This window comes from Dethiosulfovibrio peptidovorans DSM 11002 (assembly GCF_000172975.1).
Classification (GTDB): Bacteria; Synergistota; Synergistia; order Synergistales; family Dethiosulfovibrionaceae; genus Dethiosulfovibrio; species Dethiosulfovibrio peptidovorans.
This window is the reverse complement of the sequence record NZ_ABTR02000001.1, coordinates 278,819-290,226: the sequence shown is the minus strand read 5'-3', so window position 1 is coordinate 290,226 and position 11,408 is coordinate 278,819. Positions and strand designations below refer to the sequence as shown.

14 protein-coding genes are annotated in these 11,408 nt (G+C 54.5%); all 14 read left to right on the top strand.

The window, feature by feature from the left end; all coding sequences use genetic code 11:
- The first annotated feature begins 18 nt into the window (after positions 1-18).
- The 14 genes from DPEP_RS01475 (at position 19) to flhB (ending at position 11,394) form a co-directional block, all read left to right on the top strand.
- Entirely contained in the window at positions 19-471 is a 453-nt protein-coding gene (locus DPEP_RS01475; RefSeq protein WP_005658967.1) for a flagellar hook capping FlgD N-terminal domain-containing protein, read from the top strand.
- 118 nt (positions 472-589) lie between these two features.
- Entirely contained in the window at positions 590-3,217 is a 2,628-nt protein-coding gene (locus tag DPEP_RS12550; RefSeq protein WP_005658965.1) for a flagellar hook-basal body complex protein, read from the top strand.
- Positions 3,218-3,254: 37 nt separating this feature from the next.
- Positions 3,255-3,452, top strand: coding sequence for a flagellar FlbD family protein (locus DPEP_RS01460; RefSeq protein WP_005658963.1), 198 nt, complete (start codon positions 3,255-3,257; stop codon positions 3,450-3,452).
- 62 nt (positions 3,453-3,514) lie between these two features.
- On the top strand, positions 3,515-4,309 hold the full coding sequence (locus DPEP_RS01455) for a motility protein A (RefSeq protein WP_005658962.1): 795 nt from the start codon (positions 3,515-3,517) through the stop codon (positions 4,307-4,309).
- Between the two features lie 3 nt (positions 4,310-4,312).
- Entirely contained in the window at positions 4,313-5,035 is a 723-nt protein-coding gene (locus tag DPEP_RS01450) for an OmpA/MotB family protein (protein ID WP_005658961.1), read from the top strand.
- 23 nt (positions 5,036-5,058) lie between these two features.
- The gene (locus tag DPEP_RS01445) at positions 5,059-5,514 is read left to right on the top strand and encodes a flagellar basal body-associated FliL family protein (RefSeq protein ID WP_005658960.1); all 456 of its coding nucleotides are present in this window, start codon (positions 5,059-5,061) and stop codon (positions 5,512-5,514) included.
- A 37-nt stretch (positions 5,515-5,551) separates the two neighbouring features.
- Positions 5,552-6,556 carry a flagellar motor switch protein FliM gene (fliM, locus tag DPEP_RS01440; RefSeq protein ID WP_005658959.1) on the top strand — a complete coding sequence of 335 codons (1,005 nt, stop codon included), beginning with the start codon at positions 5,552-5,554 and terminating at the stop codon, positions 6,554-6,556.
- 2 nt (positions 6,557-6,558) lie between these two features.
- Positions 6,559-7,713: a flagellar motor switch protein FliN gene (gene fliN, locus DPEP_RS01435; RefSeq protein ID WP_005658958.1), complete on the top strand. Its 1,155-nt coding sequence runs from the start codon at positions 6,559-6,561 to the stop codon at positions 7,711-7,713.
- Positions 7,714-7,751: 38 nt separating this feature from the next.
- On the top strand, positions 7,752-8,111 hold the full coding sequence (locus tag DPEP_RS01430; RefSeq protein WP_005658957.1) for a response regulator: 360 nt from the start codon (positions 7,752-7,754) through the stop codon (positions 8,109-8,111).
- A 193-nt stretch (positions 8,112-8,304) separates the two neighbouring features.
- Positions 8,305-8,502, top strand: coding sequence for a flagellar biosynthetic protein FliO (locus tag DPEP_RS13355; RefSeq protein WP_198003013.1), 198 nt, complete (start codon positions 8,305-8,307; stop codon positions 8,500-8,502).
- Positions 8,468-9,238, top strand: a complete 771-nt coding sequence (gene fliP / locus DPEP_RS01420; RefSeq protein ID WP_005658956.1) for a flagellar type III secretion system pore protein FliP — start codon at positions 8,468-8,470, stop codon at positions 9,236-9,238. The genes DPEP_RS13355 and fliP overlap by 35 nt, the downstream gene beginning before the upstream one ends.
- 22 nt (positions 9,239-9,260) lie before the next feature.
- Positions 9,261-9,530: a flagellar biosynthetic protein FliQ gene (locus tag DPEP_RS01415; RefSeq protein ID WP_005658954.1), complete on the top strand. Its 270-nt coding sequence runs from the start codon at positions 9,261-9,263 to the stop codon at positions 9,528-9,530.
- A 38-nt stretch (positions 9,531-9,568) separates the two neighbouring features.
- On the top strand, positions 9,569-10,309 hold the full coding sequence (locus DPEP_RS01410; protein ID WP_198003012.1) for a flagellar biosynthetic protein FliR: 741 nt from the start codon (positions 9,569-9,571) through the stop codon (positions 10,307-10,309).
- A complete protein-coding gene (gene flhB, locus DPEP_RS01405) occupies positions 10,300-11,394 on the top strand; it encodes a flagellar biosynthesis protein FlhB (RefSeq protein WP_005658951.1) in 1,095 nt (364 codons plus the stop codon). The genes DPEP_RS01410 and flhB overlap by 10 nt, the downstream gene beginning before the upstream one ends.
- Positions 11,395-11,408 lie beyond the last annotated feature (14 nt).

The following is an 11,408-nucleotide window of genomic DNA, read 5'->3' as shown; positions in this document are numbered from 1 at the left end:
AGGGAGGTCGGATACGCTATGACTACGGTAAACCCCTATTCCTCGGCGTCCTCCAGCTACACCGCCGGTCAGTCGAGGGAGATAAAAAGCGCCATGGACAAGGACGACTTTCTCAAGCTCTACATAGAACAGCTGAAAAACCAGGATCCTCTGGAGCCCATGGACACCAACGAAATGGCGGCCCAGTTCTCCCAGTTCACCACGGTTGAACAGCTCATGAACATGAATAGCAGCATGGAGGAGATGCTCTCTCTACAGCTCGGAAACGCCGTGAGCTACATAGGGTTCGAGGTAACCTACTCTCATGCCTATCAGGACGACCAGGGCAACCAGCTGACGGAGGAAAAGACGGGTATAGTCCAGTCCATATCCCATGAAAACGGATCGGTCGTACTGAAGATGACCGACGGTTCCGAGGCAGACATAAGCAGAATAATCTCCGTGGCCCTTCCGGGAACGGAAAGCGCTTGAAACATACGGCAATGAGTTTCTGTAAGATGACGGAATTGAAGCCCCACCATGGAAGGCGGGATGGAGAGCCAGGCAACGGACTGCCGATCTCTCAAAAGTTTAAAGGAGGTCGTTTTCTATGTTGAGGTCTCTCTTGACCGGAGTAAGCGGTGCCAAGGCGCACCAGAAAAGACTGGACGTGGTGGGTAACAACATCGCCAACGTAAATACCGTTGGATTCAAGAAGTCCACCGTGGTATTTCAGGACCTTCTCTCTCAGACCGAGAGAGGAGCGATGGCTCCCGACGGAAACGTGGGAGGGGTCAACGCAAAGCAGGTAGGCTTAGGTGTTCAGGTGGCCGGAATAGAGACGATACACACTCAGGGAACCGTGTCCCAGACCGGCAACAGGACAGACATGGCCATCCAGGGCGAGGGGTATTACGTCGTAAGAAACGGAGCAGAAAACCTCTACACCAGGGCCGGTCAGTTCGTGCTGGACTCGAACTCCGACCTTGCCATGTCCGGAACCGGCTACAGGGTTCAGGGCAACGAGATGACCGTTGACGAGGACGGAGTGATCTCCACCGGCTCGGAGCTCAGCGACATAAACATACCCATAGGTAGAAAAATGGAGGCCAAGGCCACCTCGACCGTTGGCTACAGGTGCAACCTGGACAGTCGGGTGGATCCCTATCTTCCTCTCGGCATACCCGACGGGGTCAAGTTCTCCTCGGAGATACTCGGCTCTGAGTACACCATCAGCGTGGCGGAAGGCGAGGACGTATCGGACTTCATAAACATAAGGCTGGAGAACGAAGCCGACGGTAGCGTCGAGACCCTCCGTTTCAGCTTTGAGGGAGTGCAGCAGAGCAGCCACGACGAATCCACCTACTATCCCAAGCTGGAGCTTGTGGGGTCATCCGGCCACACCGTAAACTACGACGCCGCCAAGGGAGAGCTTTCCATAGACGGAACCTCCATCCCCATGAGCGCATACATGAACTATCAGGCCGTAAGCATAGACGACAGCACCGGAACCACCCACACCTATCTGGCGGAGATAACCGAGATAGGCAACAAGGCCCAGGTGCGGCTCTGGGGAGAGGGAAAGGAGGAGTCTTCCGGTGATTCTCAGGTAGACTACTTCCAGTGGAACGTGCTCAAGACCGAGGACGGCCTCTTCGACCCGGACTCGACCCTCAAGATGACCACCGGCGAGGACAGCCAGTTTCCCGATCCCGTAAGCCTCTTCCTGGAGATAGACAGCTCCGGCAAGGCCCTCAACTTCCGGGGTAACGTCAGCCCCATAATAGGACCAGCCACCAGCAACAGCGGGGTCAATAAAGAGGGAGATACGACCGTTACCCCTGCTTACACGGTAACTTCGACAGATGGAACCTCTGCTACCGCTGATATAACCTATAGATTTCAAGAGGGAACTACTATTTCCGATTTTATTACACTTGACTTAGCCGATAGCGTTATTGGTGGAAGTACTACGATAAACCTGGCATTTAAAGGGGTCTCCGAGGACGGTAACGTCATCCTTCAACCGAGTCCTGATACCGTTTCTTTATCTGCTTCGGATCCCGATGATGATACTGCGGTGATTGCTCAGGATCACGAAGTTGTCTATAACCCGGAGAAGGGGATTTTGTCCCTCGTGAACGAGGACACAGGCAAGACTACATGGACCTACAGCGATTTCAACTTCCAGACCACCGAGATAAACGGAGCTCAATATCTGGTCGATTACAGTAGCAGCGATGGTACCGTCGGTAATTATGGAGATACTGTTACCCTCTGGGGACCTAACGATATGGGGGTTATGACGGCTTTTAACATGGATCTCACTGCTGGCGATGTTACCTTTGCTCCCGCTACTTCCGAGTATTCAAGTGCTAGTGGTGCCGGGGCTACGTTTGCCTCCAGCTTCGCTGGCGGGGCGAATGTCACTATCAAGCCCTCTCCCACCGATTCGTCCAAGCTGATCTTCACCTACGACGGAACCGACGGTGGAGATCCCGTCTCTTCGATAAGGGAGGGATCCGACAGCGTCCACGAGGGCAAAGGCACCATATATGACAGTCTCGGCAACGAGCATACCCTCGAGGTTGTCTGGAAAAAGGTAGGTAGCAACGCCTGGAGCTGGGAGGCCTTCCTGCCGGACGAACCGGAGCTCAAACTCTCGGACAACAAGGGAGTCATAAGGTTTTCCTCCGAGGGTAAGCTGCTCTCTGGCGGCGAGAACACCATCTCCATAGGCTTCTCCGCCATAGGGGCCGACGATGCCGACGTGGTGTTGGACTTCTCCGGCAAGTCTTTCGATAAAGAGGAGATAGAGGGAGTTACCCAGTACGGATCGGCCTTCACCACAAAACCCTATACTCAGAACGGTTACAGTATGGGGATATTGGAGGATTTCTCCGTCTCCAACGATGGAACGATAGTGGGGATCTACGACAACGGTCAGAATCGAGGTCTCTACAAGATGGCCCTTGCCATGTTCGCCAACCCCCAGGGGCTGGTGAAAACCGGTAACACCTGTTTCTCCAAATCGATAAACTCCGGCGATCCGTCCATCGTCAACGCCATGGTCGAAGGAGCGGGAACCATAGCAGGAAGCTCTCTCGAGTACAGCAACGTCGACATAACCGAGGAGTTCACCGATCTTATAACCACCCAGAGAGGTTTCCAGGCCAGCGCCAGGGTCATCACCACCAGCGATTCCGTTCTGGAGGAGCTTCTGAACCTCAAGAGATAGTTTTTTCGAGGTAAGGTGAAGGTCGGAGGCGTTTAAGGTGATAGAGGTAACCAGACTGAACGGCTCGGTGTTCGTCCTGAACGCCGACCTCATAGAAACCGTGGAGGCCAATCCCGACACGGTGGTCACCTTGCTGAACGGCCACCGTTACGTAGTGAAGGAAACTCCCGGCGAGATAATGGAAAGGGCGGCGGCCTATCGGGCCAAACGAGGGCTGCCGCCCTCTTTGACGTAGCGGTGTCGTCGGTTTATCATTGAAGCGACACTCGACTATCTGAAAAAAATGGAGGCCTGACCGTGGATCTGGCGACAATTATCGGACTTTCTCTTTCTTTGATATTGGTCGTGGGAGGCATAGTGGCCGGAGGTGAGGCCGCCGCCTTCGTGAACCTGCCGTCCATGTTGATAACCATAGGCGGAACCATGGGTGCCGTGATAATGGCGAACCCGATGGATCGCATCAAAAAACTGGGAAAGATCACCAGAATCGCCTTTTTCTCCCAGACTCCCGATCTGGTCTCTTTGGTACAGACCATAGTCAGCTTTGCCGAGAAGGCCAGACGAGAAGGGCTGCTGGCTCTTGAAGCCGACGCCTCCGAGCTGGACGACGAGTTCCTGGCCAAGTCCATTCAGCTCGTCGTGGACGGAACCGATCCCGAGTTGGTCAAGGCTATCCTCGACACGGAGATCAGCGTTTTGGAGGAGCGACACGCATCCAACAAAGGCATGTTCGACACCATGGGAGAGCTGTTCCCCGCTTTCGGTATGTTGGGAACCCTCATAGGTCTCATAGCCATGCTCAGAAACCTGGACGACCCGGGCTCTCTCGGGCCAGGAATGGCTGTCGCTCTCATAACGACCTTTTACGGTTCCTTTATGGCCAATATCTTCGCTTTGCCTACATCGGCCAAGCTGGCGGCCAGATCCTCGGAGGAAACGGTGGTCAGAGAACTCATGGTCGAGGGAGTCCTGGCTATTCAGGCCGGAGAGAACCCTAGAATAGTGGAGGAAAAGCTCAAGGTATTCCTCCCTCCGGAGCAGCGGAAAGAGCTTGAGGAACGGCACGATAACGAAAAGGGCGGAGAGGAATAGCCCATGGTGAGGAAAAAGAGGCGGAAAGAGGAAAAAGGCGGTGCCGGATGGCTTGCGACCTACGGCGATATGATGACTTTGCTCCTTACCTTCTTCGTCCTGCTTTTCGCTTTTTCGTCCATAGATGTGGAGAAGTTCAAGAAGATGATGGTCTCCTTCCAGGGTGCTTTGGGGGTTTTGGACGGAGGTAAATCCCTTCAGGAGGACCCCTTGCCCTACGGAGGTTCCTCCGGTTACGACGCCGGAGAGGAACGTCGCCAGACCCAATCCACGTTCCAGGTGGACAGGGAGCTTCGTTCCTTTTTAAAGGATCAGGAGATGGAGCAGGATGTATCGGTGATAGTTGACCAAAGAGGCGTAACCGTGTCTCTGTCGGATCAGCTTCTGTTCCCTCTGGGAGGGGTCGATATACGTCCCGAGGGCAAGCGCCTGCTTGCCAAGTTGGGTGAGTTCCTTAAAGGAAGGATTCCCGCTCTGGCGGTGGAGGGACACACCGACGACCGGCCTCTTAGAGGCGGTCCCTACAGGGACAACTGGGGGCTTTCCGCCATAAGGGCCGCTATAGTGGCCTCCTATCTGGTGGATGCCGCCGGAATCTCCCCTTCGATAGTGCAGGCGGTAGGCTACGGTCCTTTCCGCCCAGTGGTACCAAACGACAGCGATGAAAACAGGTCCAGAAATAGACGGGTGGACCTGGTTATTCTCTCTAAGTACCCTAAGCAGTGACGGCGGGGGAGAAGGAGGTCTATATGCTCAAGAGGATTTTATTGATAGCGGTCATAGCCTTGATCGCCCTCGCCCTGGGTGCCGGGGGAGGTTATTTCATGGGTCTTCGTTTCGGTGCCGAGGAGCGGAGCGTTACCGGGGTCTCAAAGGATCTTGAACGTCCCGGCCCCATAGTCGATTTTGGCGATTTCGTCGTAAACCTGGCGGACAAAGAGCCCCATCTGGTAAACTTCGAGCTGGCCCTTGAGGCGTCCGGCACCAAGGCGGAGGCTATCTTGACCGATGGGGGCTGGAGAAGCCACATCAGAAACGAAGTTCTCCTTACGGTGAAGGACCACATCGTCGACGATTTCAGGAGTGCAGAGGGAATCATGGAGCTCAGCGACGACATGAGGCGCCGCATCAACGCCATATTGCCGTCGGTGGATGGCAAGGTCGCGGTAAGAAGGGTTCTTTTCAGAAAGTTCGTCACTCAGTAGTCCGTGGGCCGTTATGCTTGAAAGGTGGTGAGATCCGGTGACTCCCGACGTACTGTCTCAATCGGAGATAGACTCCCTATTGGACGTCCTTACCAGCGGAGAGGTCGATTTCGAGGAGATATCTCAGGCTTCGGCGGAAAAGAACGTCAAGGGTTACGATTTCCGTCGTCCCGATAAGTTCAGCAAGGACCAGCTCAGGGCTATCCAGATGATCCACGAGTCCTTCAGCAGACAGCTCACCACCAGCCTGTCGACCATGGTCCGGTCCATAGTGACCTGCGAGGTCGCATCGGTGGATCAGGTCGCCTACGAGGAGTTCGTGCGCTCCATGGTTCAGCCCACCGTAATGGGAGTTCTGGAGATGTATCCTCTTGAGGGCAATGCCGTGGTGGAGATGAATCCCAACCTGGTTTTCGCCATAATCGATCGGTTGCTGGGCGGAAAGGGAGAGGTTTTCGGAAAGCCAAGGGATTTGACCGATATAGAGTCCACCGTTATAGAACGGGTTTTCATGAGGATGCTGGAGCTCCTCGAGGACAGCTGGAGCACCGTCATAGACGTTCGCTTCCGTTTCGATAGCATGGAGAGCAACCCCTTCTTCGTACAGATCTGCCCCGGCACTGATATGGTTTTGCTGGTGACTTTGAGGGTCAGCATCGGCGACGTGGAGGGTATGGTCAGCTTATGTATACCCTATTTCGTCATGGAACCGGTTATGGACAAGCTCAGCTCTCAGATCTGGTTCGCGTCCACCGGCAAGAACAAGGACCAGGATCATAGAGGATTTCTTACCGCAAGTCTGGGAACGGTGAAGGTTCCGGTCCATCTGGAGTTAGGCGACACGGTTTTATCCCTGTTCGACGTCATGAGGCTTCGAGTCGGCGACGTTATTCGGTTGGATTCGATGTTGGACGATCCCGTCAGGGTTCGAGTCGGGAGCAGGATCAAGTTTACCGGACGTCCGGGAACCGTTGACGGACGTTATTCCGTGGAGGTTCTCGAGGTGGCGGACGACGGCTCGAGCGAGGAAGAGGAGGAGTAATCATGTCTGACGAACTGCTCAGTCAAGACGAGATAAACGCCCTGTTGGAGGGCTCTTTGGCCGGAGGCTCCGACGACGGCGGGGGAGGTGACTCCCCCGGTCTGACCCAGGCCCAGCTCGAGGCTCTGGAGGATTTAGCCGGAATGTTCTCCGACGCCACGACCGGGGTCATAGGTATGTTGGCCGGACGGGAAGTCTCCGTTCAGATCTCCGAGATAGGCGAAAAGGGTCAGTCCGATGTGGTGGGGTCCATCGGAGGAAATCGAAACCTGCTATTTTCCGTCCGTTGCGATGGTTTTGACGATGCTCCCGTATCGGTCGTGATGAACGAGGGAGGAGTTGTTCTCCTGGCCGATCTCATGATGGGAGGCGAGGGCAAGGACCTTCCCGATGAGGCGAACGAGCTGTTCGTCAACGCCGCTCAGGAGGGGCTCAGCCAAGTGGTAGGTTCCGCCATGACATCCCTCAGTGGAAAGCTCAAGGGACGAAAGGCCATCCCCACCGATCCCGCCTCGGAGGTTACCGAGGACGATTGGCTGCTTTTCCCTAACATGGAGAGCGATGTCCCCGTTTGGTACATTTCCATGGAGGTTACCATAGAGGGGCTGGACAGTTTCAAAAGCTTTATCTCCGTTCCATCGGTTCACGCTTCTGCCTTTGCCGATGCTTTGATTGGAGAGCAGGAGGTTCCTGCTCCTTCTGCCTCTCAGCCCTCTCAGGGAAGCCCGACGGAAGCACCGCCTCAGAGACCAGCTCAGCAGCAAGCTCCTCGGCCTTCCGGAGGCGGTGGGGCAGGGATGTCTCAGCCTCCCTCGGGAGAGGCGTCGCCTCCGGTCGACGTCCGTCCCGCTCAGTTTTCCCCGCTTCAGCCTGCCGCCGTCGATTCTTCGCTGCCCTCGAATATCGGTCTCATAGCCGATATTCCCGTCCGGGTAACGGTGGAGTTGGGAAGAACTAGAAAGAGCGTAGGCGAGGTTCTGTCATTTGCTCCCGGTTCCGTGATAGAATTGGACAAGATGGCAGGAGAGCCTGTAGATGTTTTAGTTAACGGAAAGTTGATCGCTAAGGGAGAGGTCGTCGTGATCGACGAAAACTTCGGTGTAAGGGTCACGGAGATATTGAACGTGGGAGAGAAAATCCAGTCGATCGGATCTTGATCTGAAAATGACTTGAATAGACGAACAGGAGGGGCATTATGGCTACAGTCCTTATTGTCGATGACGCCGCTTTCATGAGGATGATGTTGAAGGATATTCTCACGAAAAACGGTTTCGAGGTAGTAGGAGAGGCGGAAAACGGTCAGGTAGCGATTTCCATGTACAAAGACCTCAATCCCGATATCGTCACGATGGATATCACTATGCCTGAGATGAACGGAATAGAGGCGGTCAAGGCCATAAAGGCCGTCAATCCCGGCTGTAAGGTCGTCATGGTCAGTGCCATGGGACAGCAGTCCATGGTAATAGAGGCGATCCAAGCCGGAGCCAAGGACTTTATCGTCAAGCCTTTCCAGCCTGACCGCGTGGTAGACGCTTTGTCCAAGGTATTGGGCTGATCGAAGTCCCTTGCGCGGAAGATCTATTCTCGTTGCGTCGGTTTTTTCTTTGTCTCTGTTCGTATGCTTTCTCTGCGGGCCGGCCTGGGCCGATGCGTCGTCTTCGATCGAGTCTTATCTGACAAAGATGATCCTAGCCGTCGCCCTTCTAGGAGGCGTCGGCTTTCTCCTCGTCCGTTGGGGGCCGAAGCGCGTGAGGTCCTCTAGGAACGGGCTGGAGGTCCTGACGTCTCTGTCCTTGGGCAGAGGCGTTCTTTATGTGGTGCGCTGCGGAACCGACGTACTCCTCTTGGCGGAAAGCAAGGAGGGTATATCGTTGCTTCGGCGATATCCTGCTGATGTATGGGAGAAGTTCGATGAAGCTGAACCTGAAAATAGCGATCCTCATTAGTCTGTCGGTCTTCTTTCTGTCGTGCGGGGGTGCTTCGGCCCAGCCGAATCAACCGGAACTTCCCGTGCCGGCCTTGAGGATCGCGGTAGAGGGGGCGACATCTCCTCAGGATGTCTCCACCTCGCTCCAGATAGTGGCTCTGTTGACCGTCCTGAGCGTGGCCCCTGCGATACTCCTCATGGTAACCTCTTTCACCAGGGTTTTGGTAGTCCTGGGATTCGTCCGAAACGCCCTGGGACTCCAGCAGACTCCGCCCAACCAGGTCATAGTAACCCTGGCACTCTTTCTGTCTCTCTTCATAATGGCCCCTACCTGGGACGTGATGTACAGCCAGGGGCTCTCTCCCTACATGGAGGGTCGTATCGGTTCGATGGAGGCGCTGGAAAATGTCACGACTCCTCTACGCCGGTTCATGTTGAGCCAGACGAGGGAGGAAGAACTGTCCCTTATGGTCTCTATGTCTGGGTTGGAGAGGCCTTCCAGTGCCGACGATATCCCCAACAAGGTCCTTCTTCCCGCCTACATGCTCAGCGAGCTGAAATCCGCCTTTCAGATGGGGATAGTGATATACGTTCCTTTCATAGTGGTGGACATGATAATATCCAGCGTCCTGATGAGCATGGGTATGATAATGCTCCCTCCCATGATGATTTCCTTACCTTTCAAGGTGCTGCTTTTCGTTATGGCCGACGGATGGAATCTGGTGGTTGTCAGCCTTATCAGGAGTTTCCAGTGATGTCTAGAGGGAGGTCTTAGAGATGGAAGCCTTCAGCGTCAGCGATATGTTGATGGAGGCGATCAAGGTTTCTTTGATGGCCTCTTTGCCCATACTTATCGTCGCCATGGTGGTGGGACTTATCGTCGGTATCCTCCAGACCGCCACATCCATTCAGGAGCAGACTCTTTCCTTCGTCCCCAAGATAATCGCCATAATGGGGGCTCTCGTGGTCATGGGACCATGGATCTTCGGGGTGGTCAGAAAGCTGGCCGTGGACCTTCTAGGACAGCTGGATCGTTTTGTAAGATGATGGATTTAAACGCCCTTTTCCGCGTTGTTCCTCTATATATGCTCGTATCGATCCGGTTTCTCGGGATCATTTTTACCGCTCCTGTCTTTCTGGCCTCTTCGTTTCCCATCCCCTGTCTTTACTTTCTGTCCTTCTTCTTCGCCCTTATAACCGTTCCTCAGCTGGGTGGGGGTCTCCCCGAGGTCCTGTTTTCCGGGGTCCTTCCCTTTTTGCTCGCCGCGCTCCGGGAGCTTCTCGTAGGGGCCTCCATAGCCTTCTTGGCCTCCGCTCCGTTCTATGCCCTTCAGATAGCGGGACGGATGATAGGTACCCGTATGGGGTTGGCCATGGTCAGCGTGTTGGACCCCATATCCCAGAGTCAGGACTCCATAATAGGACAGCTTCAGATCCTTATCGGCCTCTGGTTTTTTCTCTACTGGAACGGCCATATACTTCTCGTCCGAGCGTTGATGGAGAGTTTCAGGCTTTTACCCCTCGGAGAGATGGGGCTGGCCGTGTCGTCCGATCTGGGGTTGGCGGAATGGCTCGGAAAGCTCTTCGTCATGGCATTCAAGTTTGCCATCCCGTTTTACGGGGCTCTGCTTCTGGCGGATATCGGTCTTGGTTTCCTGGCTCGTACCGTTCCCCAGATGAACGTCTTCATATTGGGCTTGCCCCTGAAAATAGGTCTGGGACTTTTTCTGCTCATGGTCGTCCTGCCCATGACGGTGGACATAATGCACGATCAGATAGAGCCCTACCTTCGAGCGGCTTTGGGAAGTCTGGCGGTATGGCGTTAATATTTAAATCGTTTCGGCTCCAGTTTTTCGCCGAAGAGAAGACCGAACCTGCCACTCCCAGAAAGAGGCGTAAGGAACGGGAGGAGGGGCGAGTCGCCAAGAGCCAGGACCTGGGGGCCTCTGCTGTCATAATAGCCGGTTTAATAGCCGTAATTCTGTTCGGAGGGTGGATCTTCGACGTTATACTGTCCTTTATCCGGGAGTGCTTGTTCTTTATCGGAGATGGAACCTTGGGGCGGACCGGGTGGTTCCACTCTCTGACGATGAGGTCCATATCGGCCTACGGTCTGGCCATAGTCCCTATGGTGGTGGGCTGTTTTCTCGCCGCCTTTTTCGTCTCTGTGGCTCAGGTCGGCTTCGTTATGACATCTAAGCCGCTGATCCCTAAGATGAACAGGTTCAACCCTATATCGGGGCTCAAGAAGGTCATATCCCTAAGGTCCTTGGTAGAGATGGTAAAGGGGATCCTCAAGGCCCTTATACTGGCTATAGTTCTCTATTCCGCTCTGAGAGGGGATCTCGCCGATATGGTGATGGCCGTAAGATACCCCATCGGTCCTGCCGTGTCCCTCTTGCTGTGGCGAATATGGCTGTTGTGCGTAAAGATGACCTTTTTGCTTTTGGTCATAGCGATCTTCGACTGGTCCTACCAAAAATGGGAGTTCGAGAAGAACATAAAGATGAGCAAACAGGAGATAAAAGAAGAATACAAACAGATGGAAGGGGATCCTCAGATCAAACAGAAGATCCGCCAGAAACAGAGGGAGATGGCTAAGCAGAGGATGATGGCCGACGTTCCTCAGGCGGACGTGGTCATAACCAACCCGACGACATTGGCCATAGCCCTTCAATACGATAGAGAAAAGATGGACGCTCCGGTGGTTCTGGCCAAGGGAAAAGGGTTACTGGCGCGGAGAATCAGAGAGATCGCCGAGGAAAACGACGTGCCGGTGGTGGAAAACAAGCCTCTGGCCTGGGCTCTCCACGATTCCGTGGAGGTCGGCGAATCCATCCCCGAGACGCTGTACAAATCTGTGGCGGAGGTACTGGCCTTCGTCTATGGGATCGGTAAAAAGAGGTCTTAGTTCTCTGGAAGGGT